The sequence below is a fragment of the Streptomyces sp. NRRL S-455 genome (assembly GCF_000717875.1).
Classification (GTDB): domain Bacteria; phylum Actinomycetota; class Actinomycetes; order Streptomycetales; family Streptomycetaceae; genus Streptomyces.
This window is the reverse complement of record NZ_JOCT01000035.1, coordinates 59261-84476: the sequence shown is the minus strand read 5'-3', so window position 1 is coordinate 84476 and position 25216 is coordinate 59261. Positions and strand designations below refer to the sequence as shown.

Below are 25216 nucleotides of genomic sequence, written 5' to 3'. Positions count from 1 at the left end.
GGCGCAGCCCGCCCCGGCCCCGCAGGCTCCGTCGGCCCCGGCACCGCAGCAGCAGGTCACCCCGGCTCCCGAGCCGGCCCCCGCCGCTCCGGCGCCCGCCCCGGCTCCGGCCCAGGCCCCGGCCGCTCCGGCCGCCGCCCAGCCGGCCGACGACGGCGCCTACGTCACCCCGCTGGTGCGCAAGCTCGCCGCCGAGAACGGCGTCGACCTGTCCACCGTCAAGGGCACCGGCGTCGGCGGCCGTATCCGCAAGCAGGACGTCGTCGCCGCCGCCGAGGCCGCGAAGGCCGCCGCCGCTGCCCCGGCCCCGGCCGCCGCCGCTCCGTCGGCCGCCAAGAAGGCCCCGGTGCTGGAGGCGTCCCCGCTGCGCGGCCAGACCATCAAGATGCCGCGGATCCGCAAGGTCATCGGCGACAACATGGTCAAGGCCCTGCACGAGCAGGCCCAGCTGTCCTCGGTCGTCGAGGTCGACGTCACCCGTCTGATGAAGCTGCGCGGCCGGGCCAAGGACGCGTTCGCGGCCCGTGAGGGCGTCAAGCTCTCCCCGATGCCGTTCTTCGTCAAGGCCGCGGCCCAGGCGCTGAAGGCCCACCCGGCCATCAACGCCAAGATCAACGAGGCCGAGGGGACCATCACCTACTTCGACACCGAGAACGTCGGTATCGCGGTGGACTCCGAGAAGGGCCTGATGACCCCGGTCATCAAGAACGCCGGTGACCTCAACCTGGCCGGCATCGCCAAGGCCACGGCGGAGCTCGCGGGCAAGGTCCGCGCCAACAAGATCACCCCGGACGAGCTGTCCGGCGCGACCTTCACCATCTCCAACACCGGTTCGCGCGGCGCGCTCTTCGACACGATCATCGTGCCGCCGGGCCAGGTCGCGATCCTCGGCATCGGCGCCACGGTCAAGCGCCCCGCCGTCATCGAGACGGAGGAGGGCACGGTCATCGGCGTCCGCGACATGACGTACCTGACCCTGTCCTACGACCACCGCCTGGTGGACGGCGCCGACGCCGCCCGCTACCTGACGGCGGTCAAGGCCATCCTGGAGGCCGGCGAGTTCGAGGTCGAGCTCGGCCTGTAGTCGCCGACCAGCGGTACGCATCGATGCCCCGTCCGGCCTTCCCGGGCGGGGCATCGTCGTGCCCGAAGGGGCGCGGGGCTGTATCGATGTGCGGCTCCGCCGCGTGAGCGCGAACAACCACAGACAACCGTCAGCCGAACGACCAGCCCACATCCCCCATGTAAGTCTCGTCTCACCTGCACCAAAGCACCCCCAGCCGCCCCACCAGCGGAGCGCCCCGGCCTTATTGTCTAAACGTCAAACCCCTTAAGGAGCTCACATGACCGCGCCCGTCATCCACTCGCTGCGCGAGCAGATCCGCGAGCACATCCTGGAGGGGATCATCAGCGGACGCTGGCAGCCGGGCGAGCGGATCGTCGAGCGCCGGATCGCCACGGAACTGGAGGTCAGCCAGACCCCGGTCCGCGAGGCCCTGCGCGAGCTGGAGTCGCTGCGCCTGATCGAGTCCGCTCCGAACAAGGGCGTCCGGGTACGCAACCTCACCGCCGCCGACCTGGAGGAGAGCTACCCGGTCCGGGCCGGCCTGGAGGCCATCGCGGCGGAGCTGGCCGCGCAGAGCCTGGCAGCGGACTGCTCCGCCCTGGAACCCCACGTCACCGCCCTGTACGAGGCGGACCGCGTCTCCGACGGCACCGGCCAGGTCCGCCACACCGTCGCCTTCCACCGCGAACTGGTCCGCGCCGCCGGCAACTCGGTCCTGCTGCACACCTGGGAAGGCCTCGGCATCGAGGTGTTCACGGCCCTGTCGATCCGCTGGCTCGGCACCCAGCAGCAGTCGTACGCGGAGGAGCACGAGGAGCTCGTCGCCGCCTTCAAGCGTCAGGACCCGAGGATCGCCGAGCTGGTGAAGGCCCACGTCCTGGGCTGCGCACCCCGGGCGTGACACCCGAGCGCACCCTCGCTCAAAAAGCTCCGACCTGCGAAAACCGCGCGAAAACCCGTCACCGCGTGCCACCGCCGAAGGCACCCCGTGCCTATTTTCTCGTGATCAAGAGGTTTTGCCCCTCAACCCTTTGATCGATCATCGATCAGGGAGTTACAGTCGCCGACGGGCTTGCCACCCAAGCTCTCCGCCCTGTCCTGCCAAAGACAAAGGGCACCCCCGATCCCCCTTACGTGAGGGAACCCCCTTCGACTGAGGAAGGCGGCGACATGACCGACCCCAACGCCATCCAGCCGAGCGAGCTCGACCAGCTCCCCGACCGGGACCCGGAGGAGACCGCCGAATGGCAGGCCTCCCTGGACGCGGTCACCAAGGCTGCCGGGCCGCACCGTGCCGCGTACCTGATGCGCCGCACGCTGGAGCGCGCCGAGGGCGCCGGCATCGCGCTGCCGAAGCTCCTCGAGACCGACTACGTCAACACCATCCCCACCGCCGCCGAGCCGGACGTGCCCGGTGACGCGGCGCTGGAGCAGCGGATCACCGCGTGGAACCGCTGGAACGCGGCCGCCATGGTGACCCGGGGCAGCAAGTACGGCGTCGGCGGCCACATCGCCACCTTCGCCTCCGCGGCCTGGCTCTACGAGACCGGCTTCAACCACTTCTTCAGGGGCAAAGAGGCCGACGGCTCCGGCGACCAGCTCTACATCCAGGGCCACGCCTCCCCCGGCATCTACGCCCGCGCGTTCCTCGACGGCCGGCTGAACGAGGAGCAGCTCGACAACTTCCGCCGGGAGTCGGGCGGCAACGGCCTGCCCTCCTACCCGCACCCGCGCCGGCTGCCCTGGCTGTGGGAGTTCCCCACGGTCTCCATGGGCCTCGGCCCCCTGTCGGCCATCTACCAGGCGCGCTTCAACCGCTACCTCACCAACCGCGGCATCAAGGACACCGCCGGTTCGCACGTGTGGGCGTTCCTCGGCGACGGCGAGATGGACGAGCCCGAGTCGACGGCGGCTCTCGCGCTGGCGGCCCGTGAGGAGCTCGACAACCTCACGTTCGTCATCAACTGCAACCTGCAGCGCCTCGACGGCCCGGTCCGCGCCAACTTCAAGATCGTGCAGGAGCTGGAGGCCCAGTTCCGCGGCGCCGGCTGGAACGTCGTCAAGACGCTGTGGGGCACGGCCTGGGACGAGCTGTTCCAGCTCGACACCACCGGCGCGCTGGTTCGCCGCCTGCGCCAGGTACCGGACGCGCAGATCCAGACGTACCAGACGCGTGACGCCGCCTACATCCGCCAGGACTTCTTCGGCGCCGACCCGGCGCTGGTGGAGCTGGCGAAGCTGCTCAGCGACGACAAGATCCTCGAGTGCTTCCACCTCTCGCGCGGTGGTCACGAGTCCCGCAAGGTGTTCGCCGCGTACAAGGCGGCCGTCGAGCACAAGGGCGCGCCGACCGTGATCCTGGCCCAGACGGTCAAGGGCCACACCCTCGGCGAGGGCTTCGCGTCGAAGAACGCCAACCACCAGATGAAGAAGCTGACGGTGGACGAGTTCAAGAACATGCGCGACCTGCTGGAGCTGCCGATCTCCGACAGCGCGTTCGTCGACGGCGTGGTCCCCTACGGCCACCCGGGCGCCGACTCCCCCGAGGTCCGCTACCTCCAGGAGCGGCGTGCCGCGCTCGGTGGTCCGGCCCCGGCCCGCCGCGTGCACCCGGTCGCGCCGCTGCCCGCCCCGGCGGAGAAGGCCTTTGCCTCCTTCGACAAGGGCTCGGGCTCGCAGAACGTGGCCACCACCATGGCGTTCGTCCGCCTGGTGAAGGACCTGGTCCGCGACAAGGAGACCGGCAAGCGCTGGGTGCCGATCGTCCCGGACGAGGCGCGCACCTTCGGTATGGAGTCGCTGTTCCCGTCGCTCGGCATCTACTCGCCGAAGGGCCAGACGTACGAGCCGGTCGACCGCGACCAGCTGATGTACTACAAGGAGGCCCAGAACGGCCAGATCCTCAACGAGGGGATCACCGAGGCCGGTTCGATGGCCGACTTCATCGCCGCTTCGACGTCGTACGCGACGCACGGCGAGGCGATGATCCCGTTCTACATCTTCTACTCGATGTTCGGCTGGCAGCGCACGGCCGACCAGATGTGGCAGCTCGGCGACCAGCTCGGCCGCGGCTTCCTCATCGGCGCCACGGCCGGCCGCACCACGCTGACCGGTGAGGGCCTGCAGCACGCCGACGGCCACTCCCCCGTCATCGCCGCGACCAACCCGGCGGCGCTGACGTACGACCCGGCGTTCGCGTACGAGGTCGCGGCCATCGTCAAGGACGGTCTGCGCCGGATGTACGGCGAGGCGGCCCCGGGCGAGGACCAGAACGTCTTCTACTACCTGACCGTCTACAACGAGCCGCTGCCGCAGCCCGCCAAGCCGTCCGTCGAGGGCATCGACGAGGGCATCGTCAAGGGCCTGTACCGCTTCAACACGGCGGAGTCGGCGGGCATCACGCCCCCGGCCAACGCCCCGCGGATCCAGCTGCTCGGCTCCGGCACGGCGATCCACTGGGCGCTCGAGGCGCAGCGACTGCTCGCCGACGAGTGGGGCGTGGCCGCCGACGTGTGGTCGGCGACGTCCTGGAGCGAGCTGCGCCGGGACGCCCTGGAGGCGGACGAGGCGCTGCTGCGCGGCGAGGAGCGGGTGCCGTTCGTCCGGCAGGCGCTGCAGGGCGCCGAGGGCCCGGTGCTGGCGGTCTCCGACTACATGCGCCAGGTGCCGGACCAGATCGCGCAGTGGGTCGAGCAGGACTGGTCCTCGCTGGGCGCCGACGGCTTCGGCCTCTCGGACACCCGTGAGGCGGCCCGCCGCCACTTCGGTGTCGACGCCGAGTCGATCGTCGTCGCGGCCCTGGCCCAGCTCGCGAAGCGCGGCGAGGTCAAGGCGACGTCCGTGAAGGAAGCGCGCGCGAAGTACGGTCTGTGAGAACGGACCGCTGAACGGCAGGCCCTCGCTCGGGGGTCCTCGCACTGTGAACGCCCCGGACGGGCATGGTGCGAGGGCCCCTTGGGCGGGGGCCTGCTGCATGATGTGGCCATGCGTGCTGCCCGGCTCATCAAGATGGTGCTGCTGCTCCAGTCCCGGCCCGCCATGACGGCCGCCGAGCTCGCCCGTGAGCTGGAGGTGTCGGAGCGGACGGTGACGCGGGACGCGCAGGCGCTGTCGGAGGCGGGCGTGCCGGTGTACGCGGACCGCGGCCGGGCCGGCGGGTACCGGCTGGTCGGCGGCTACCGGACACGGCTGACGGGGCTGCATCGCGGCGAGGCCGAGGCGCTGTTCCTGTCCGGGGTGCCGGGGGCGCTGCGCGAGATGGGCCTGGAGGACGCCGCCTCGGCCGCCCGGCTGAAGGTGTCGGCGGCACTGCTGCCGTCCCTCAGGGACGCCTCGAGGACGGCGGCGCAGCGGTTCCATCTGGACGCGCCGAACTGGTTCAAGGAGCCGCAGACGCCCGCGCTGCTGCCTGCCGTCGCCGACGCGGTGTGGGACGACCGGCGGATCACCGCCCGCTACCGGCGGGGCGAGGACGAGGTCGTCCGGGAGCTGGAGCCGTACGGGCTCGTGCTGAAGGCGGCCGTCTGGTACCTGTGCGCACGGGTGACGGGCGGGGCCTCCTTCCGGGTGTACCGGATCGACCGGTTCACGGCCGTGGACCCGGGCGAGGAGCGCTTCGAGCGGGAGCCGGAGTTCGACCTGCCCGCGTTCTGGGGGGAGCGGGCGGAGCAGTTCGCGCGGTCGATCCTGCGCGCGCGGGTCGTCGTACGGCTGTCCCTGGACGGCGTGCGCCGACTGCCGCACGTCCTCGATTCCCTGTCCGCCCGGGAGGCCCTGGAAGAGGCCGGGGCCCCGGACGGCGGCGGATGGGTGACGGTGGACCTGCCGGTGGAGTCCGAGGAGGTCGCGCACACGCAGCTGACGGGACTGGGCCCGGAGGTGGAGGTACTGGCGCCGGAGAGCCTGCGCGAGCGGTTCGCCGAGGACGCGCGGCGGCTGGCCGGGCTGTACCGGCCTGACGGACCGGCATGACGATCGCGCGCACTCCGGGTGCGCCCCTGTGCGGCAGGGCCGATGCTTGACCCGTGATGGACGAGACGGAGTTCTGGGAGCTGGTGGACGACGCCCGGGAAGCCGCCGAGGGCGACCCGGAGGAGCAGGCCGACCTGCTCGTGGAGCGGCTCGCCCAGCTGGACCCGGACTCGGTCCTGGACTTCGCCCGCCACTTCGAGTCCCGCTACAACCGGGCCTACCGCTGGGACCTGTGGGGCGCCGCCTGGGTGCTGCTCGACGGGGCGAGCGACGACGCCTTCGACTTCTTCCGGTGCTGGCTGATCGGCCAGGGCCGCGAGGTCTTCGAGGGCGCCCTGCACGACCCGGACGCGCTGGCCGAGCTGCTGGGCGACTTCGACGAGGAGATCGACGGCGACGGCGAGGAACTCGGCTACGCGGCGGACGAGGCCTACGAGCAGCTCACCGGTGTGGTCGCCCCCGACCTCGAGATCCCGCCGGCGCCCGCGGAACCGGAGGGCACCCCGCTCGACTTCGAGAACGAGCGGCAGCTGGCCGAGCGCTATCCGCGGCTGTGGGAGCGCTTCAAGGGCTGATCAACGTGGTGCGGCGGGGCCGCGTTGGCCTGGGCCAGGGCGGACGCGGTGGCAGCTGCCGGGCCCAGGACGACGGTCAGGGCGGCACGGAGCACCGCGAAGGGACCTCTGGACGCTCCTGGCCGGGTGCGCACCGCCGTGTCACTCGTACGGTCGCTGTTCAAGATCCCCACCTCCGGTCGGCCGACTGTGCGGACGACCGTAGGGGGCCGGGATCTGAGGCGCCTGCGCGCTGGCTGTGGCCTTTCTGTGCACCGGGCGGGCGGCCCTGCAGGCGCGCCGCCAGCTGTCTGATCTCCGGCAGGCGGGCGTGCAGGGCGGCGCCGGGACAGCTGGTCATGTAGCCGTCGTCGTGGCCCGCCAGGGCGGGCAGCTCGGCGGTGGTGCCGGCCGCGTACCGGCTGAGGCCGTTGCTGGAGACCAGGCGGACGCTCGCCCGTGGGTCGATGCCGGTCATACCCAGCTTCCAGGCGGACAGGGCGGCGATCGCGTGGATCATCGGCCGCGGTACGGGTACGCCCGCGGTGAAGGTGCCGAGGGCGGCGATGCCCGTGGTGCGGTGGTTGAAGCCCTGGGTGTGGGCGCCGGTGACGGCCCGCTCGACACCGCCGGCCCGGCCCTCGTAGACGGTGCCGCAGCGGTCGACGACGAAGTTGTAGCCGATGTCGTCCCAGTCGCGGGTGCCGGTCTGGCCGGTGTACAGGGCCCGGATGATGCGGGGCGCGTCGGCGCAGTCGTAGCCGTTCGGCGAGTCGGTGTGGTGGACGAAGACGGCGGCGACGCGGTCGTCGTAGCGCGGGCGGGGCTGCCGTCGGGCGGCGTCGCCCAGCCACTGCGATCTTGGCACGATGTGCGGGCGCGGGGCGGCGTGGGGCGTGGTGGTGGGGCGGGCCGTGGCCGGGCGGGCGCTGGTCTCGGCGGCGTCCTCGACGCCGTAGGCGCACAGCACCAGCGCGGCGACGGCCGCGAGGCCCGGCAGGCAGCCGAGCAGCGCCCGGGCGGCACGCGGCAGTCCGGCTGTGCCGGGTGTCCGGGCGTCGCGGTGCCTGCGCGCACCCCGCCGTCCACCGAAGACACGCATGGTCCCACTGTCGGACTGAACCGGTCCGTCCGCGATGTGTGATGTGCCACCCGGTGGAACCATCGTCACGGTCCGCGACGTTTTCGCGAGTGCACGGTGCGTGGCCGATTCCGATCATCCACGCGCGGGTGACTGATCACCGGGAGCTCCCCCCACGTACTAAGGGGTTCCGAGAGAAAGAAGGCGTGCGTGGACCTGCTCGACATCCTGCTGTTGCTGGTCGTCCTGGCCTACGCGGCGTCCGGCTACCGGCGCGGGCTGGTGGCCGGCTGTGTGTCGCTGGCGGGCTTCGTCGGCGGTGCGGTCGTCGGCGTGTGGGTCCTGCCGTGGGTGATGGGTCTGGTGGAGCCGGGGACGACGCAGGCGACGCTGACGGCGGTGTTCACGGTGCTGCTCCCGGCGGTGGTGGGCCACGAGCTGGCGGGCCGCCTGGCGCTGCGGCTGCGGCGGGAGCTGGACAGGGGCCCGCTCAGGGTGGCGGACGGGATCGGCGGGGCCGTGGCCAACTCGGTCGCCGTGCTGATCGTGGCGTGGGTGGCCGCGAGCGTCCTGGGCGCCTCCTCGTCGCCGCTGGTCACGTCGGCGATCCGGGACTCGCGGCTGCTCGGCGCGGTGCAGCGGACGATGCCGGACACCACTCCGGCCTGGTTCTCGGAGGCCACGTCCGCGCTGACCGAGGCGGGTTTCCCGCAGGTCTTCAACCCGTTCGAGAACGAGTCGGTGGCCGAGGTCGCCGAGCCCTCCGGCGACAGCGTCACGGCGGCCGCCACCAACGCCGCCAAGCTGAGCACGGTGAAGGTCGAGGGCGTCGCCGGCACCCAGGGCCGCGAGGGCAGCGGCTTCGTGTACGCGCGCGAGCACGTGATGACCAACGCCCACGTGGTGGCCGGCATCGACGAGCCGACCGTGCAGATCGGCGGGGTCGGGCGGACGTACGAGGCCCGGGTGGTGCTCTTCGACTCGCAGAAGGACGTGGCGGTGCTGTACGTGCCGGGTCTCAAGGCGCCCGTGCTGCGGTTCGTCGACGAGGCCGAGCGCGGCGACTCGGCGGTCGTCGCGGGCTATCCGGAGGACGGCGCCCTGGACTTGCAGGCCGCGACGGTGGCGAACCGGGTCCGTGCGACGGGCCAGAACATCTACAACGACGGCATCGTCACCCGGGAGATCTACTCCATCCGTTCCACGGTCCGCCCCGGCAACTCCGGAGGCCCTCTGCTGACGACGGACGGCCGGGTGTTCGGCGTGGTCTTCGCCCGTTCCACCTCGGACGCGGAGACCGGCTACGTCCTGACGGTTGCCGAGGTCGGCTCCGACGCGAAGCGCGCGGCGAGCGCGACGGCACCGGTGGACACGGGAGCTCCCGCCCCTTCGTGACGTCCGGTCAGTCGGCCGTGAGGGAGCACCCCATGAGCACGTCGTCGACGTACGCGCCGTCGAGGAAGAACTCCTGCGGCAGTACTCCCTCCACCACGAATCCCTCGGACTCGTAGAGGTGCCGGGCGGGCGTGTTGTGGGCGAGCACGCGCAGGGTGACGCGGCGCGCCCCCAGGTGCCGCGCCTCCTCCCGCGCCGCCCGCAGCAGGGCCCGCCCCACACCCCGGCCGCGTGCCTCCTCCGCGACGGCGAGCCCCCGGATCATCCGCACGTGGGCGTTGCAGGCGAGCGGCGTCGCAGTCCCCAGCCGGAGGTAGCCGGAGACGACTCCGTCGAGTTCGGCGACGAGGCACTCCCGCGCCGGGGCCCGCTCGGTGAAGAACGGACCGTACGGCGGCTCCGGGCGGGGCTGCACGGCGTGCAGCGGCGACCAGGTGGCGCGGTCGAGGTGCCCGAGCGGCTCCTCGTCGTCGAGCCGTGCGCGTCGTATGCGCGGGGTCGGCATGGCGGTCGTGCGTGGCGTCGGCATGGCGGTCAATCTACGTCTGCCGCTGCGTCTCCCAACGAGGTTTTTATCCCGCTGACCGGCAAGATTGAGCCATGCGACGCATCGCGGTGACCGGCGCATCCGGTCTCATCGGCAGCGCCCTGGTGCGGTCCCTGACCGCGGACGGGTACGAAGTGGTGCGCCTGGTGCGCCATGCGCCCCGGGCGGCGGAGGAGGTCCGGTGGGACCCCGAGGGCGGGCGGGTGGACGCGGCCGGGCTCGCGGGGTGCCACGCGGTGGTCAACCTGGCGGGTGCCGGCGTCGGCAGCCGCCGCTGGACCGATGACTACAAGCGGCGGATCCGCGACAGCAGGGTGAACGGCACGGCGACGCTCGCCCGGGCGGTCGCCTCGCTGGACGACGCGGAGCGGCCGCGGGTCTTCGTGAACGGCAGCGCCATCGGCTACTACGGCGAGACCGGTGACCGTACCGTCGACGAGAGCGCCCCGGCGGGCGAGGGTTTCCTGCCCTCCCTGTGCGTGGAGTGGGAGGGCGCCACGGCTCCGGCCCGGGAGGCCGGCGTCCGCACGGTGTTCACCCGGACCGGGCTGGTCGTGTCCCGCGAGGGCGGGGCGTGGGAGCGGCTGTTCCCTCTGTTCCGGGCGGGGCTCGGCGGACGCATGGGCGACGGACGGCAGTACTGGTCGTTCGTCGCGCTGCACGACGAGGTCGCCGCGATCCGGCACCTCATCGACACCGACGGCCTGTCCGGGCCGTTCAACGTCACCGCGCCGAACCCCGCGCGGAACCGTGAGATCACGGCGGCCATGGGGCGTGTGCTGCACCGCCCGACGCTGTTCGCCGTGCCGGCGCCGGTGCTGCGGACCGTGCTCGGCGAGATGTCCGGTGATGTGCTCGGCAGCGCCCGGGTGCTGCCGACGCGACTGCTGGAGTCGGGATTCCGGTTCGCCTTCCCGGAGATCGAGGGGGCGATCCGGGCGGCGCTGTGAGGGCTCGCGGCCGTTGTGCAGGGGCCCGCGCACCACGACCGGCGGTTCTGAGACAGCCCTTCACACCGCACACCAGCCGCCTGCGACCACTTCATGCCCATAAGACGTCCGTATGCGACCGTCGTGCGACCGTGCCCTGCCCATGCGCGACTCCCTCTGACCGATCACGGCCCTACCCTCGACCAGAACTCGCGTATCCCTGCGGCCTGTTGAGGGCATGACGTCTCCAGCGCCCGCGCAACCTCGAGGAGGGGCACGTGCTTGAGCCCGCGTACCAGGCGGACGTGGTCGTCGTGGGGGCCGGGGTCGCCGGACTCTCGGCCGCGCACCGGCTGACCAGCGCAGGAGTGACGACCATGGTCCTGGAGGCCGCCCACGGCGTCGGCGGCCGCATGGCGACGGAGAAGGTCGACGGCTTCCGGCTCGACAGGGTCGGCCAGTTGCTGTCCACGGCGTATCCGGAACTACGACTGACACCCGGTCTGGGCGGCCTGGTGCTCCGTCCCTTCGCGCCCGGTGTCCTGTTGCACGGCGACGGGCGCCACCATCGCGCGGGCGTCCAGACCGGCGCAGGGGGCGCACGGGGCGCCCTGCACGCGGTACGTGCCCTGGCGAGCGCCCCCCGACCGCCGTCGGCGTCCCGCCCGCCCAGGAGGCCGGTGGCCGTACCCGGCAGGCAGGTCTCCGCGCCCCGGAGCCGGTCCGGGGCCCCGCTGGGCACGGCCGTCGACCAGGCCCGGCTGGGCGCCGCGTTGTCCCGACTGGCCGGCACCCCCGCCGAACGGCTGCTGGCCCGGCCGGAGTTGCCCGCCGGCGAGGCCCTCGCGGCCCGCGGGCTGCCCTCCCGGACGATCGACGGCTTCCTGCGCCCGCTGCTCGCGGCCCTGTTGTGCGACCCGGACCTGACGACGTCGAGCCGGTGCGCCGACCTCGCGCTGCGCGCCTTCGCGAGCGGCCGGCTGTGCGTGCCGGAGGGCGGGGCGGAGGCCCTGCCCGAGCTGCTGGCGAGCACGTTGCCGCCGGGTTCGGTACGTACCGGCGTGCGCGTGACCTCCGTGTCGACGAACTCGGTGACCACGGCCGAGCACGGTGAGATTCGCTGCCGGGCAGTGCTGGTGGCCACGGACGCCCGGGCCGCGGCCGAGTTGCTGCCCGGGCTGCGGGTGCCGGAGTTCCATCCGGTGACGGTGGTCCATCACACGACCGACGAGCCTCCGGGAACGGGAGCGTCCCTGTTGCTCGACGCGGACCTGGGCGGGCCGGTCGCCCACACGGCCGTGGTCAGCCGTGTCGATCCCACGCGAGCCCCGGCGGGGCGGGTGCTGGTGTCGTCGACGGTGCTGGGACGACCGCCGGGTGATGTGGACACGGCGGTGCGGATGCATCTGGCGCGGTTGTACGGGGTGTCGACGGCTCGGTGGGAGACCTTGGCCGTGTACCGGACGCGGGAGGCCGTGCCGGCGATGCGGCCGCCGCATGATCTGCGGCGGCCGGTGCGGTTGCTCGCCGGTCTGTATGTGTGCGGGGATCACCGGGACACCAGCACGGTCCAGGGTGCTCTGCACTCCGGGCATCGGGCGTCGGCGGCGATATTGGCGGACCTCGGGGCCGGGCGGCCTCTGCATGTCGCCGACCCCGTGCCTACTGCTCCGCGGGCTGCATAGGTTGTTTGTCGGGCGCGGGTGGGTGGGGGGTTCTCGCGCCCACGCGGCGGAGCCGCACATCGACACAGCCCCGCGCCCCTGAAAAGAGGGTGTCTTACCCCAAAGCCGATACCTTGTCGCGGTAGGTCCGCACCGGAGCGGCGTCCTTGTACGGCTCCAGTCTCCGCTCGAAGTCCCTCACGTACTCCACCGCCCGCACCGAGCGCATCTCCGCGGCCTGGCCCGCCGCCTCCGCGGCCAGCTGGCAGGCCTGGTCGAGTTCGCCGAGGCCCAGGCGGGCCGTGGCGAGGACCACGCGGCAGAAGAGGCGGCTGCGGGCGTAGGCCGGGGCGCGGAGCTGGAGTGAGCGCTCCGCGTGCTGGGCGGCGGCGCGGAACTGCTGCAGATCGCGGTGGCAGTGGCCGAACTCGTCGGCGAGCTGCGCCTCGTCGAAGGACCTGGCCCAGTACGGGACCTCGTCCCCGGGCCGGGCCGTCTCCAGGGCGCGCTCGGCGCGGACCAGGGCCGCCGTGCAGGCCCGGACCTCGCCGAGCACGCCGTGGCCTCGCGCCTCGGAAGCGTGCAGCAGCGCCTGGACGACGGGCGGGCCGGAGGTGCCGACGCCCTGCTGCGCCACGCGGGCGAGCTGGACGGCTTCCCGGCCGTGCCCGAGGTAGACGGCCTGCCGGCTCATGGTGACCAGCACGTACGCCCCGTACGTCCGGTCCCCGGCAGCCTGGGCGAGGCGGAGCGCCTGCACGAAGTAGCGCTGGGCGAGCCCGTGCGCGGCGATGTCGTACGACGTCCAGCCCGCGAGCCGGGTGAGGTCGGCGGCTGCCGCGAAGAGGCGGCGGCCGGTCTGCTCGCCGTAGGTGCCGCGCAGCATCGGTTCACACTCGTGCTCCAGGTATCGCACCAGAGCCTGGCGGGCGTGGCCGCCGCCGTAGGCGTCGTCGAGGGTGCGGAACAGCTCGCCGACCGAGCGCAGGGCGGCGATGTCCCCGGCGGTCACCTTCTGGCCGGGTCCGCGTTCGACCTGGCCGCGCTGGCGGGGCAGGGACGGCACGCCCTGCCCGTCCGGGGGGCGGAGGGCGGGGCGGCCCGGCGCCGGGACACGGACGGCGGCCGGCTCGCCCCGGGCGACCTTCTCGTCGGCACGGCCGATCAGCCAGTCCCGGCTCGGCACGACGAGCCCGGCCGGGGTGAAGGCGATCTTGCGCAGCTCGGCGTGACTGCCGGAGTCCTTGCGCCACAGCCCGCTGACGATGTCGACGGCCTCCTCGGGAGTGGCGGCGAACTCCAGCCCCGCGTAGACGGGGGCGCAGGCGTCCAGGCCGAGGTCCTGGGCGGTGAGGCGGCGGCCCAGGCGCCGGGTGAAGACCTCGGCGATGAGGGCGGGCGTGGTGCCCCGGGGCTGCTGGCCCCGCAGCCACCGGGTGACGGATGTCTTGTCGTATCTGAGGTCGAGCCCGTGTTCCAGACCGAGCTGGTCCACGCGACGGGCGAGTCCCGCGTTGGAGAACCCCGCTTCTGCGATGAGCGCGGCGAGCTGTCGGTTGGGGGTGCGCTGCGCGGGTCGTTCCGTCATCTGTGGTGCGGTCTCCTGCCTTCCGGCCTTGGGGGTGTGCGCGGATCGCCTGTGAGCAGGCCTTATGCCTTACTGGACGGCGCGAATGTAGCGGAGAGTAAGCACCCCATCACACATTTTCCCGGACATTCATCCGATCGTGTGAGGATTGACCCCAGGACTGACGCGTCCGGGCCGGACGTACAGTGACTTGGGCGCGTTACGTGCCTTACACACCCGTTCGAGGGAGGCGCTTGCCGTGAGTGAGTTGCGGTTCGTCCGCATGGGGTTCGGTGACGAGGCCGTCGAGTACCAGGAGGCGTGGGACGAACAGCGCCGGGTGCACGCGGCGCGCTTCGCCGACGAGGTCCCCGACACCGTGCTGCTCCTGGAGCACCCGCCGGTCTACACGGCGGGACGGCGCACCGCGGACAACGAGCGGCCCCTCGACGGCACGCCCGTCGTCGACGTGGACCGCGGCGGCAAGATCACCTGGCACGGCCCCGGGCAGCTGGTGGGCTACCCGATCCAGAAGCTCCCGCGCCCGGTGGACGTGGTGGCCCACGTGCGCCGGCTCGAGGAGGCCCTGATCCGCACCTGCGCGGAGTTCGGCCTGGAGACCACCCGCGTCGAGGGACGCAGCGGTGTGTGGGTCCTGGGAGACCCGGTGGAACAGCGCCCCCTGAGCGGGGGGCTGGCCCTGGACTTCGACCCCCGTCTGCACGACGAGGAGTTCGACCCGCGCATGAACGGCCCGGAGTACGCACCCTCGAACGCGGGCCAGCGCCGGGAGGACCGCAAGATCGCCGCGATCGGCATCCGTGTGGCGAAGGGCGTCACCATGCACGGCTTCGCACTCAACGTGAACCCCGACAACAAGTGGTTCGACCGGATCATCCCCTGCGGCATCCGGGACGCGGGCGTCGCGTCCCTGGCGGCCGAGCTCGGCCGGGACGTGACGATCCAGGAGGTCCTGCCGGTGGTGGAGCGGCATCTGAAGGAGGTCCTGGAGAACGCCGAGCTGAAGCCCAGGGAGATCGAGAGGACGCCGGCGGCATAACCGCGCGCGTGGAGGCGCTGGCACCCACGCAGGCATTCAAAACCACGGGCGTACCCTTGAGGGCGCCGAAGAATCAAACGCTAGGGAGCCGGTCGTGTCCGCAGTCGCACCCGACGGACGCAAGATGCTGCGCCTGGAGGTCCGCAACAGCCAGACCCCCATCGAGCGCAAGCCCGAGTGGATCAAGACCCGGGCGAAAATGGGTCCCGAGTACACGAAGATGCAGAACCTCGTGAAGAGCGAGGGCCTGCACACGGTCTGCCAGGAAGCCGGCTGCCCGAACATCTACGAGTGCTGGGAGGACCGGGAGGCGACCTTCCTCATCGGCGGCGACCAGTGCACCCGGCGCTGCGACTTCTGCCAGATCGACACCGGCAAGCCCGAGGCGCTCGACCGTGACGAGCCCCGTCGCGTGGGTGAGTCCGTGGTCGCGATGGACCTGAACTACGCCACCATCACCGGCGTCGCCCGCGACGACCTGGAGGACGGCGGCGCCTGGCTGTACGCCGAGACGGTGCGCCAGATCCACCAGCAGACCGCCGGCCGCGCGGACGGGCGGACGAAGGTCGAGCTGCTGGCCCCCGACTTCAACGCCGTCCCCGAGCAGCTGGAAGAGGTCTTCTCCTCCCGCCCCGAGGTCTTCGCGCACAACGTCGAGACGGTGCCGCGGATCTTCAAGCGGATCCGCCCCGGCTTCCGCTACGAGCGCTCCCTGAAGGTGATCACCGAGGCCCGCGACTACGGCCTGGTCACCAAGTCGAACCTGATCCTCGGCATGGGCGAGACCCGTGAGGAGGTCAGCGAGGCGCTCAAGCAGCTGCACGACGCCGGCTGCGAGCTCGTGACCATCACGCAGTACCTGCGCCCGAGTGTCCGCCACCACCCCGTGGAGCGCTGGGTCAAGCCGCAGGAGTTCGTGGAGCTGCAGGAGGAGGCCGAGCAGATCGGCTTCTCGGGCGTGATGTCCGGCCCGCTGGTGCGGTCCTCGTACCGCGCCGGGCGGCTCTACCGGATGGCCATGGAGCAGCGGGACGCGCACATCACGGCCCAGGCCGTCTGACGGAACGTCACCGCCCCTTCCCCCCGGGGCCGAGACCAGCGTGTGAATTCGCGCACAAGGTACTACTCGCCGGTAGCGGCCGATATGACGCGGTCCTGACCGTCCTCGCAGATGAGGGCGTATGTCAGGACCGCGTCCGCGTTCCGCCGTTCCCCGCCGGGGCTTCATGGGCGTTTGACCGGTCGGTCACGCCCTGGTAACACCAAACAGTGACGCTGGACTCACAGCACGTACACCCGCTTCTAGGGGGGACCTCACCATGCAGGCCGCACCCGTTCGCGCCACCGCGATTCCGTCCTTCACGACCGCCCTGCGTGCCGTCGAGTCGCTGCTGATGAGCAGCGGTCAGCGCACCGCCCGCCGCAACGCCTGGACCTCCGTGCTCGAGGACCGCCGTCGCGCCAAGGACCGGGTCGAGGCGCAGCGCGTCCTCGACCAGTCCGTGTCCGTTTCCGTCCACCCCTGAAGCCAGGTCTGCCACCCCCGCGAGCCCCGGCGGACACTGCCGTCGTAGGCGCTTGTGGGGCCACGTAGACTTCGTGGCATGGCGAGGAAGGAACCTGCAGCGGACGCTGCGAACCCCGGGCGACTGAAGCAGATCGCCCTGACCTACAAGATGACCCGCAGGGCCGACAAGAAGATCGGTCTTGTGCTCGCGGCTGTCGGAATCGTCACCTTCGGTGTCTTCCTCGCGATCGGTTTCTTGATCGGTCACCCCATCTATCTCGGCATCCTGGGCCTCCTGCTCGCCTTCCTCGCGACGGCGATCGTGTTCGGGCGCCGGGCCGAGCGGGCCGCCTTCGGGCAGATGGAGGGCCAGCCCGGTGCCGCGGCGGCGGTGCTCGACAACATCGGCCGGGGGTGGACGACGACCCCCGCGGTGGCGATGAACCGCAACCAGGACGTGGTGCACCGCGCGGTCGGCAAGGCCGGCATCGTGCTGGTCGCCGAGGGCAACCCGAACCGGGTGAAGTCCCTGCTGGCCGCCGAGAAGCGGAAGATGAACCGCATCGTCGCGGACGTCCCCGTGCACGACCTGGTCGTGGGCACGGGCGAGGGCCAGGTCGAGCTGAAGAAGCTGCGCACGACCATGCTGAAGCTGCCCCGCGTACTGAGCGGCCCGCAGGTCACCTCCACCAACGACCGGCTGCGCGCCCTGGGCGACCTGATGAGCAACATGCCGCTGCCGAAGGGGCCGATGCCGAAGGGCATGCGGCTGCCGAAGGGCGGACCGAACGGTCGCTGACCGCCCGTACCCGACATGAACGAGGGGCGCCCGGATCACTCCGGGCGCCCCTCACTCGTATCTCCGGGTCAGCTGCGGGTCAGATGCGGACCTCGACCGTGCCGGCCAGCCGGTCGTGCAGGCCACGGCCGTCGCGGTCCCAGATCAGGGCGGGGATCGCGAGGAAGAGCAGGACCGTGCGCAGCACCGCGCGCCACGGACTGACCCGGCCGGTGTCCAGGGCGGCCACACGCAGACCGAGGAGCCGCTTGCCCGGTGTGAAGCCGACCGTACCGACCGTGAGGGCCATCAGCGCGAACATGATGAGTGGCGCCCAGATCTGGGCCGCCTCGTTGTAACTCTGCGTGATAAGGCCGTATGCGATCAGGAGGCTCAGGCCCCAGTCCACGGCGAGTGCGGCGAGCCGTCGCCCCGGCCGGGCGATCGAGCCGGGTCCCTCCTCGGGCAGACCGAGCTGCTCACCCCGGTAACCGAAGTCGACACCGGCCTCTTCCGCGGCCGCGCGGGGCCCGGAAAGCCACGATCCGAGTGCTTGCCTGTTGTCCACCCGTCCACGGTACTGCGCCCGGAAATGACCAGGGCACGGCGGGGTGCGTCGGGGCTACGGTGGAACCTGAGCCGGTTAACTTGTGCGAAACAAACGAGTCACGCCAGAGAAACCACCCGTCCCTAGGGTCGAGGTCAGCGTGTGCCACCCGCACTGGCCGCACGAACGAACTACCACCCCGGCGGGACGGTCGGGAGTAGGAGGAGCTGGATGTTCCAGAACGCCGACGAGGCCAAGAAGTTCATCGCGGACGAGGACGTCAAGTTCATCGACGTCCGCTTCTGCGACCTCCCGGGCGTGATGCAGCACTTCACCGTGCCTGCGGAGGCGTTCGACGCTGACGAGGAGCTCGCCTTCGACGGCTCCTCGATCCGCGGTTTCCAGGCCATTCACGAGTCCGACATGGCGCTGCGCGCGGACCTGTCGACCGCCCGGGTCGACCCGTTCCGCCGCGACAAGACGCTGAACATCAACTTCTTCATCCACGACCCGATCACGGGCGAGCAGTACTCCCGTGACCCGCGGAACGTGGCGAAGAAGGCCGAGGCCTACCTCGCGTCGACCGGCATCGCGGACACCGCGTACTTCGGCCCCGAGGCCGAGTTCTACGTCTTCGACTCCGTCCGCTTCGCGACCAGCGCGAACGAGTCCTTCTACCACATCGACTCCGAGGCCGGCGCCTGGAACACCGGCGCCCTCGAGGACAACCGTGGTTACAAGGTCCGCTACAAGGGCGGCTACTTCCCGGTCCCGCCGGTCGACCACTTCGCCGACCTGCGCGCCCAGATCTCCCTGGAGCTGGACCGGGCCGGCCTGAAGGTCGAGCGCCAGCACCACGAGGTGGGCACCGCCGGCCAGGCCGAGATCAACTACAAGTTCAACACGCTGCTCGCCGCCGCCGACGACCTCCAGCTCTTCAAGTACATCGTGAAGAACGTGGCGTGGCAGAACGGCAAGACCGCGACCTTCATGCCGAAGCCGATCTTCGGTGACAACGGCTCGGGCATGCACGTCCACCAGTCGCTGTGGCAGGGCGGCTCCCCGCTCTTCTACGACGAGGCCGGTTACGCGGGCCTGTCGGACACCGCCCGCTACTACATCGGCGGCATCCTCAAGCACGCCCCGTCGCTGCTGGCCTTCACCAACCCGACGGTGAACTCGTACCACCGCCTGGTCCCCGGCTTCGAGGCCCCGGTCAACCTGGTCTACTCGCAGCGCAACCGCTCCGCGGCCATGCGTATCCCGATCACGGGCTCGAACCCGAAGGCCAAGCGCGTCGAGTTCCGCGCGCCCGACTCCTCCGGCAACCCGTACCTGGCCTTCTCGGCGCTGCTGCTCGCCGGCCTGGACGGCATCAAGAACAAGATCGAGCCGGCCGAGCCGATCGACAAGGACCTGTACGAGCTCGCCCCCGAGGAGCACGCGGGCGTCCCGCAGGTCCCGACCTCGCTCCCGGCCGTCCTCGACTCCCTCGAGGCCGACCACGAGTTCCTCCTCCAGGGCGACGTGTTCACGCCGGACCTGATCGAGACGTGGATCGACTACAAGCGCACGAACGAGATCGCGCCGCTGCAGCTGCGTCCGCACCCGCACGAGTTCGAGCTGTACTTCGACGTGTGATCGACGTGTGATCCACGCCTGATCCAGGCAGACCGCTCGCGCCCCCGCTGTGCTCCACGCAGCGGGGGCGCGGGCGTATGTTCTATTCTGCTGGCAGGATCACACGGGGGTGGAGCGGCAATGCCCGAGCACGAACAGGACGGCCAGGAGCGCGAGTTCGACCTCAGATGGGCGGACAGCGCCGAACACAAGGAGCCCTCGGCGCGGGCGCGTATGCTCGCCGCGCGCTGGAAGGACAACCCACCCGGGCCCGTCCCCTTCCGCGCCGATCCCGACCACAGGTCCTCCGGCCGCCGCTCCCGGTCGTCCTGGATCTCCACGGCCATCGTCCTCGGCAGCCTCGCGGCGGTGATTCTGCTGCTCGGGTACATCAACTTCCGGCCGCCCTACTAGAGCGTGCGGGCTGCTAGCGTCCGCCCGGTGAACGACGACGGCGTGTACGTGGGCAACGCGGGCCAGGACGCGGCGCTGGACCGGGGGTGGCTGCTCGGGCACTTCAAGGGTGTCGGGGATGTGCGGCGCAGCGAGGCCGTCGAGGTCAAGTGGGGTGTCCACCCCCGGGGTGACGAGCGGGCCCAGTGCGTGCGGGGCGAGGAGCGCACGGCGCTGCTGGTGCTGATCAGTGGGCGGTTCCGGGTGGCGCTGCCCGGGCGCAGCGTGCTGCTGGAGCGACAGGGCGACTACGTCGTGTGGGGGCGCGGCGTCGATCACTCGTGGCGGGCGGAGGAGCAGTCGGTCGTGCTCACCGTCCGGTGGCCGTCCGTGCCCGGATACGCGGTGGCCGGCGAGGGCTGACGCCTTTGCCCGTCCTGGGGGCGATCACGACCCGTTCATGGGCGTGGCCGGGTGCACACTGGCAGTGGGACGAGTGCCTGACTGCGGGGTGAGGCGGATGCACAGCCGTTTCCGGACCGACCGGCGGTTGACCACCCGGATGGGGGTCACACTGTTCCTGCTCGGCCTGCTGTACGTGGGGTTCGTCGCCACGCTGATCGTGCTGCTGAAGTCGTGGGTGCTGGTCGTCGTGATCGCGGCGGCGTTGCTGGGGGCTCAGTACTGGTTCTCGGACCGGGTCGCGCTGTTCGCGATGCGCGGGCGGGTCGTGGAACGGGAGGAGTATCCCGAGCTGCACGGGGTGGTGGACCGGCTGTGCGCCATCGCGGACATGCCGAAGCCGGTGGTCGCCGTCTCCAACATGGACATGCCGAACGCGTTCGCGACCGGGCGGAACGCCGACCATGCCGTGGTCTGTGTGACGACGGGGCTGCTGAGGCGGCTGGAGCCGGCCGAGCTGGAGGGCGTACTCGCGCACGAGTTGTCGCACGTGGCGCACAAGGACGTCGCCGTGATCACCGTCGCCTCGTTCCTCGGCGTGATCGCGGGACTGATCGTGCGGTTCGCCTTCTACTCGCAGTTGTTCGGCGAAGGCCGCCGAGACCAGAACACGGCGGCGATCTTCGCCGCGGTGATGGGGGTGTCGGCGGCCGTGTACGCGATCAGTTTCCTGCTGATCCGGGCGCTGTCCCGGTACCGGGAGCTGGCCGCGGACCGGGCGGCGGCCCTGCTCACCGGCCGGCCCTCGGCGCTGGCCTCCGCGCTCACCAAGGTCTCCGGCGACATCGCCCGCATCCCGACCGAGGACCTGCGCACCGCCCAGGCCTTCAACGCCTTCTACTTCACCCCGGCACTCGGCCGCGAGCCCGGTGTCGCACGGCTCTTCTCGACCCACCCGAGCCTGGAGCAGCGGCTCGACCAGTTGGGCCGGATCTCCGCCGAGCTGGGCGAGACGACGGCGCCCGGAGGGGTGTGAGCGGGGCATGGGGCTGCTGGACATCCTGCTCGGCCGGACCAAGCCGGTCGCGGCGGATCTCGACCGGCTCTTCGCACTGCCGTCGGCGGCCGTGACCCTGGAGGCCGCGGCCGGCTTCACACCGACCGGGCAGGGCGCGGTGTGCTTCGCCACGGCCGAGGGCGCGGCCTTCGAGCAGACCCACCGAGAGGTGCGGGCACTGCTCGACGCGGACACCGACCGCGAGGGCCCGCCGGTGGAACTGCGGCAGGACGATTACGGCTACTCCTGGCTGGTCTCGCACCGCGCCCCCGGCCTGCTTCCCGAGCTCGTGAACGACCTGCACGCCGTCAACAGCCAGCTGGAGGTCAACGGGTTCGGACCTCAACTGCTGTGCTCCCTGGCCGGGTTCCGGGACCGGTCCGGACGGCGGCTCGCGCTGGTCTACCTCTACAAGCGAGGCACCTTCTACCCGTTCGCGCCCCTGCCGGGCGGGACGGAACGACGTGACAACGCACTGGAACTCCAGGTGCGAGCCGCGCTCGCCGACGACCTGCGCATCGAGCAGGACCTGGGCCGCTGGTTCCCGCTCTGGGGAGCCCCCGGTTTGTGATCACCCCTCATGAGGCCACGCCGCGTGAATGAATGGCCGCATGAGCGAGTTGATCCCCTTCACACACACCGTCGACGGCGAACGACTCAGTGGGCTGTGCGGCGGTGCCGAACGCGGTGAGCCGACCAGGGCGACCGCCGTCCTGCTGCACGGCGCGGGCAAGGGCACGAAGGAGCGGCTGGTGCCGCTGCTCGAGGAGTTCGCCGCCCACGGCTGCCGGGCTCTCACCTTCGACTTCTCGGGACACGGGGAGAGCACCGGCGTGCTGCGCGAGCTGAGCCTGCGCCGCCGCTTCGACCAGGCCGTCTCCGTCATCGACGCGTACGCGCGCTTGGACGAGCCGTTGATCCTGGTCGGGTTCAGCATGAGCGGCCAGACGGTGGCCGACCTGGTGCGGCACTACGGGGACGACCGGGTGGCGGCCCTCGGGTTGTGCGCGCCCGCGGTGTACACGGCCGAGGCGTGGGACGTGCCGTTCGGCGAGGGCGACGGCCGGTTCAGCGCGCTCATCCGCAGGCCCGGGAGCTGGCGCGACTCGCCCGCGCTCGACGTGCTGCGGGCGTACGAGGGGCGGGCGGTGCTCGCGGTGCCGGGCACGGACGAGGTCATCCCGCCGGCCGTGACGGAGGCCGTCTCGGAGGCGCTGGCCCGGCGGGCGCAGATCACCCACTGGGAACTTCCCGAGGCGGAGCACCGGTTGGGCCTGTGGTTCCGTGACCACCCCGACGACGGACGGGAGTTCGTCACCGCCGTGCTGTCCGGACTCGGCGAGCGGGGCTGGACCGCGACCCGGGCGTGGGTGGCCAAGCAGCTCCCGGAGGGTCGCTCAGTCGACACGTCGGATTTCCTGACGGGTGGCTGGAGCGCCCAGATGCGGCGGCTCGTCCTCGACGACGGCACCGCGCTCGCCCTGCGGACCTTCGTGAAGCCCTTCTTCCGGCGGCACGCGCCCGGGCTGCTGGCCCGCGAGGCGGAGATCCTCGCACTTCTGGCGGACCAGGAGGGCATTCCGGCCCCCGAGCTGATCGGCGTGGACGCGACCGCCGAGCACTGTGACCACCCGTCCCTGCTGATGTCCGTGCTGCCGGGGCGGGTCCGGGTGGACGAGGAGGACCTCGACCGGCGGGTGGACCTGCTGGCGGCTCAGCTGGCCCGGATCCACCGGGTGGTTCCCGAGGAACGCCCTCGGCGGTACCAGGCGTGGACCTCCCCCGAGCGGGTGAACGCGCCGGGAGGGGCGATGTGGGAGCGGGCGGTGGACGTGATCCGCCGGGATGCTCCACCGTACGAGGGCTGCTTCCTGCACCGGGACTACCACCCGGGGAACGTACTGTTCACGGGCTCGGGGGACGGTCTGCGGATCAGCGGGGTCGTCGACTGGGTGGAGACCTCCTGGGGGCCCGCCGACCTGGACGTCGCCCACTGCTCGACGGGGCTGGCGCTGCTGCACGGCCCGGAGTACGGCCTCGCGTTCCGGGAGCGCTACGAGGCCCAGGGCGGCCAGCGGTTGGCCGACGGCCCGGACCACCTGTACTGGCGGCTGCTCGACACGCTGGCCTACGTCCCCGACGCGGCGAAGCTGGCGGGCCCATGGCGGGATCTGGGGCGGACCGATCTGACGCCGGAGGTGCTGGGCGGGCGGCTGGAGGCGTATGTGGCAGGGCTGCTGGAGCGGTACGCCTGAGTCACCCGGCATGACCGAGCGCCGGGCACCCCGGAAGAAGCAGGGCACCCGGCGCTTCGGACAGGGCTCGGGTCAGCGCGCGTACCGCATGAGCGCCCGCACCATGTGGCACGTCGTGTCCGACGGCGGGTGGACGCCGATCAGTTCCGCCGTGTCGCGGATCGTCTCGTTCCGAGCCTGGTTCGGCATGTGGACGCCGGAGTCGAGCAGCGCGATGGCGAGTCGCATCGCCTTGAGGCGGCGGTTGTGCGTGACGTACCACTCGCGCGGCCGGCCCGGCGGCAGCGGCCGCTTCTCCACGGGCGCGTACGGCGAGTCGAACAGGACGGGGCGCTTCGCGGTGGACTGGGTGGGCAACGGCTTCGGCTTCAGAGCGGCAGCGGGCACAGGCATCCTCCTGTCGCGGTCGGGTGGCTCACGAAGGACGTCGGTGTCCCCGGCGCCACCCTCGAACACTGCTTACAGTTTACCGCCGGGCACTGACATCGGGGAGTCCGCAGAGTCCTGCAAACGCCCAGGTGGGGAGGGAAATTGGCGCCGCGTCACGGCAGCTCCGGGAGGGGCGGGTGAGTCGGCAGAAAATCGAACAGAGTCGATGGCGCGTACTGTGAGATCCATGGAGATCTGGATCAACCCGGCCTGTTCCAAGTGCCGCAGTGCCGTGCGGCTGCTCGACGCCGAGGGCGCCGACTACACCGTCCGCCGTTACCTGGAGGACGTGCCGAGCGAGGACGAGATCCGGCAGGTGCTGGACCGGCTCGGCCTCGAACCCTGGGACATCACCCGCACCCAGGAGGCCGTCGCCAAGGAGCTCGGCGTGAAGGAGTGGGCCAGGGACGCGGATGCGCGGGACCGGTGGATCAGGGCCCTGGCCGAGCACCCCAAGCTGATCCAGCGGCCGATCATCACCGCGGACGACGGTACGGCCGTGGTCGCACGCACCGACGAGGCCGTGCAGGACGCCATGTCGCGCAGGTAAACGGACGCGGTGACGCACGTCACTTCACTGACTCCTGTAACTGCTGAGTAACCTCGTTCGGTATCTCGTACATAGCGGCGTACGCTCCCCTACCTCTTCAGGAGGCGCGCATGTCGCGTAGGAGAACTCTCGGTCCGAAGAAGAAGATCGCGCTGCTGGTGAGCGCGATGACGGTGGCGGGAGGCGGGGCTTTCGTCATGGCGAGCACGTCGAACGCCACGCCACCGGCCACCAAGTCGGCCTCGGAGTCGACGGCCTGCCTGGGACTCGCCACCGCTCTCGGCAACAACGAGAAGTTCATCGCCGACCAGCAGGCCAATCCCGACGCGCAGTCGGAGGCCCGGATCGCCAACCGCCAGGCGGTCATCGAGGAGATCAAGCGGAAGCAGGAGGCGTCGGGGTGCGCGGTCGGGGAGTCGGCTCAGGACTCCCAGACCGCGCAGCCGTCGCAGCCCGCGCAGGGCGGTGAGCAGGCCGGTGGTGAGCAGGCCGGTGGCGGCGAGGAGGCCGGGGATGCCCAGGCCTCGCAGCCCGCGGAGTCCGCTCCGGCGGACAACGCCGGCGGGGGCGCCGCGGCCTCCGGGCAGCAGGTGTGCAACGGCTCCACCGTCACCCTCTCCGGCGAGGGCGGTGCGCCCGCCGCGTCCAGCAACCAGTTCCCGGCCGGCACGAAGCTGAAGGTCACCAACCTGGACAACAACAAGTCCACGACGGTGGAGGTCACTTCGGTCTCCGGCAGCTGTGTGCTGCTCAACAACGCGGCCTTCGAACAGGTCCGTGAGCCCGGCAAGTTCCTGATCCGCCGGGCCGTGATCGAAAAGGTGGGGTGAGGCGTTACGGACGA

25 protein-coding genes are annotated in these 25216 nt (G+C 71.4%); 20 read left to right on the top strand and 5 right to left on the bottom strand.

Annotated elements, in window-relative coordinates; genetic code table 11:
* The 5 genes from sucB to IE97_RS0134385 all read left to right on the top strand — a co-directional run.
* A partial coding sequence (gene sucB / locus IE97_RS0134405) for a 2-oxoglutarate dehydrogenase, E2 component, dihydrolipoamide succinyltransferase (RefSeq protein WP_030249802.1) occupies positions 1-1084 on the top strand: 1084 nt, incomplete at its 5' end.
* Positions 1085-1343: 259 nt separating this feature from the next.
* Complete coding sequence (locus IE97_RS0134400) at positions 1344-1967, top strand: GntR family transcriptional regulator (protein ID WP_030249799.1); 624 nt, start codon at positions 1344-1346, stop codon at positions 1965-1967.
* 269 nt (positions 1968-2236) lie between these two features.
* The gene (gene aceE, locus IE97_RS0134395; protein WP_030249795.1) at positions 2237-4939 is read left to right on the top strand and encodes a pyruvate dehydrogenase (acetyl-transferring), homodimeric type; all 2703 of its coding nucleotides are present in this window, start codon (positions 2237-2239) and stop codon (positions 4937-4939) included.
* Positions 4940-5050: 111 nt separating this feature from the next.
* Positions 5051-6037, top strand: coding sequence for a helix-turn-helix transcriptional regulator (locus tag IE97_RS0134390; protein WP_030249791.1), 987 nt, complete (start codon positions 5051-5053; stop codon positions 6035-6037).
* A gap of 56 nt (positions 6038-6093) precedes the next feature.
* Entirely contained in the window at positions 6094-6612 is a 519-nt protein-coding gene (locus tag IE97_RS0134385) for a DUF4240 domain-containing protein (RefSeq protein WP_030249787.1), read from the top strand.
* A 160-nt stretch (positions 6613-6772) separates the two neighbouring features.
* Here the strand turns inward: IE97_RS0134385 and IE97_RS0134380 are convergent, their stop codons facing one another.
* Positions 6773-7693 (bottom strand): peptidoglycan recognition protein, encoded by a 921-nt coding sequence (locus tag IE97_RS0134380; protein WP_234310803.1) that lies wholly within the window; start codon positions 7691-7693, stop codon positions 6773-6775.
* Positions 7694-7882: 189 nt separating this feature from the next.
* Here IE97_RS0134380 and IE97_RS0134375 point away from each other — a divergent pair, with 189 nt between their 5' ends.
* Entirely contained in the window at positions 7883-9067 is a 1185-nt protein-coding gene (locus tag IE97_RS0134375; RefSeq protein WP_030249779.1) for a MarP family serine protease, read from the top strand.
* A 7-nt stretch (positions 9068-9074) separates the two neighbouring features.
* On the opposite strand, the gene IE97_RS0134370 is transcribed toward IE97_RS0134375, so the two are convergent.
* Positions 9075-9596, bottom strand: a complete 522-nt coding sequence (locus IE97_RS0134370) for a GNAT family N-acetyltransferase (RefSeq protein ID WP_037836000.1) — start codon at positions 9594-9596, stop codon at positions 9075-9077.
* Between the two features lie 71 nt (positions 9597-9667).
* Between IE97_RS0134370 and IE97_RS0134365 the strand changes: the two genes are divergently transcribed.
* A complete protein-coding gene (locus IE97_RS0134365; RefSeq protein ID WP_030249770.1) occupies positions 9668-10564 on the top strand; it encodes a TIGR01777 family oxidoreductase in 897 nt (298 codons plus the stop codon).
* Positions 10565-10821: 257 nt separating this feature from the next.
* The gene (locus IE97_RS0134360) at positions 10822-12228 is read left to right on the top strand and encodes an NAD(P)/FAD-dependent oxidoreductase (RefSeq protein WP_030249767.1); all 1407 of its coding nucleotides are present in this window, start codon (positions 10822-10824) and stop codon (positions 12226-12228) included.
* A gap of 94 nt (positions 12229-12322) precedes the next feature.
* On the opposite strand, the gene IE97_RS0134355 is transcribed toward IE97_RS0134360, so the two are convergent.
* Positions 12323-13795: a hypothetical protein gene (locus IE97_RS0134355; protein WP_030249763.1), complete on the bottom strand. Its 1473-nt coding sequence runs from the start codon at positions 13793-13795 to the stop codon at positions 12323-12325.
* Positions 13796-14033: 238 nt separating this feature from the next.
* Here IE97_RS0134355 and lipB point away from each other — a divergent pair, with 238 nt between their 5' ends.
* The 4 genes from lipB (at position 14034) to IE97_RS0134335 (ending at position 17140) form a co-directional block, all read left to right on the top strand.
* Complete coding sequence (gene lipB, locus IE97_RS0134350) at positions 14034-14834, top strand: lipoyl(octanoyl) transferase LipB (protein WP_030249759.1); 801 nt, start codon at positions 14034-14036, stop codon at positions 14832-14834.
* 94 nt (positions 14835-14928) lie between these two features.
* Positions 14929-15894 carry a lipoyl synthase gene (gene lipA, locus IE97_RS0134345; RefSeq protein ID WP_030249756.1) on the top strand — a complete coding sequence of 322 codons (966 nt, stop codon included), beginning with the start codon at positions 14929-14931 and terminating at the stop codon, positions 15892-15894.
* A 259-nt stretch (positions 15895-16153) separates the two neighbouring features.
* Positions 16154-16360, top strand: a complete 207-nt coding sequence (locus IE97_RS0134340; RefSeq protein WP_030249751.1) for a hypothetical protein — start codon at positions 16154-16156, stop codon at positions 16358-16360.
* 78 nt (positions 16361-16438) lie between these two features.
* A complete protein-coding gene (locus tag IE97_RS0134335) occupies positions 16439-17140 on the top strand; it encodes a DUF4191 domain-containing protein (RefSeq protein WP_030249747.1) in 702 nt (233 codons plus the stop codon).
* A 79-nt stretch (positions 17141-17219) separates the two neighbouring features.
* Here the strand turns inward: IE97_RS0134335 and IE97_RS0134330 are convergent, their stop codons facing one another.
* The gene (locus tag IE97_RS0134330) at positions 17220-17687 is read right to left on the bottom strand and encodes an RDD family protein (RefSeq protein ID WP_030249744.1); all 468 of its coding nucleotides are present in this window, start codon (positions 17685-17687) and stop codon (positions 17220-17222) included.
* 210 nt (positions 17688-17897) lie between these two features.
* Between IE97_RS0134330 and glnA the strand changes: the two genes are divergently transcribed.
* The 6 genes from glnA (at position 17898) to IE97_RS0134300 (ending at position 23393) form a co-directional block, all read left to right on the top strand.
* Complete coding sequence (glnA, locus tag IE97_RS0134325) at positions 17898-19307, top strand: type I glutamate--ammonia ligase (protein ID WP_030249739.1); 1410 nt, start codon at positions 17898-17900, stop codon at positions 19305-19307.
* A gap of 120 nt (positions 19308-19427) precedes the next feature.
* Complete coding sequence (locus tag IE97_RS0134320) at positions 19428-19700, top strand: hypothetical protein (protein WP_030249735.1); 273 nt, start codon at positions 19428-19430, stop codon at positions 19698-19700.
* Positions 19701-19727: 27 nt separating this feature from the next.
* On the top strand, positions 19728-20102 hold the full coding sequence (locus tag IE97_RS0134315) for a hypothetical protein (RefSeq protein ID WP_030249731.1): 375 nt from the start codon (positions 19728-19730) through the stop codon (positions 20100-20102).
* Between the two features lie 97 nt (positions 20103-20199).
* Entirely contained in the window at positions 20200-21117 is a 918-nt protein-coding gene (gene htpX, locus IE97_RS0134310) for a zinc metalloprotease HtpX (protein WP_030249727.1), read from the top strand.
* Positions 21118-21124: 7 nt separating this feature from the next.
* Complete coding sequence (gene pspAB / locus IE97_RS0134305; RefSeq protein WP_030249722.1) at positions 21125-21709, top strand: PspA-associated protein PspAB; 585 nt, start codon at positions 21125-21127, stop codon at positions 21707-21709.
* A 40-nt stretch (positions 21710-21749) separates the two neighbouring features.
* Positions 21750-23393 (top strand): alpha/beta fold hydrolase, encoded by a 1644-nt coding sequence (locus IE97_RS0134300; protein WP_030249718.1) that lies wholly within the window; start codon positions 21750-21752, stop codon positions 23391-23393.
* A gap of 72 nt (positions 23394-23465) precedes the next feature.
* On the opposite strand, the gene IE97_RS0134295 is transcribed toward IE97_RS0134300, so the two are convergent.
* Positions 23466-23780: a hypothetical protein gene (locus IE97_RS0134295; RefSeq protein ID WP_030249713.1), complete on the bottom strand. Its 315-nt coding sequence runs from the start codon at positions 23778-23780 to the stop codon at positions 23466-23468.
* 229 nt (positions 23781-24009) lie between these two features.
* On the opposite strand from IE97_RS0134295, the gene IE97_RS0134290 reads away from it, so the two are divergent.
* Both IE97_RS0134290 and IE97_RS0134285 read left to right on the top strand, forming a co-directional pair.
* Positions 24010-24372 (top strand): arsenate reductase family protein, encoded by a 363-nt coding sequence (locus IE97_RS0134290; protein ID WP_030249710.1) that lies wholly within the window; start codon positions 24010-24012, stop codon positions 24370-24372.
* A gap of 110 nt (positions 24373-24482) precedes the next feature.
* Complete coding sequence (locus tag IE97_RS0134285; protein WP_030249705.1) at positions 24483-25202, top strand: hypothetical protein; 720 nt, start codon at positions 24483-24485, stop codon at positions 25200-25202.
* Positions 25203-25216 lie beyond the last annotated feature (14 nt).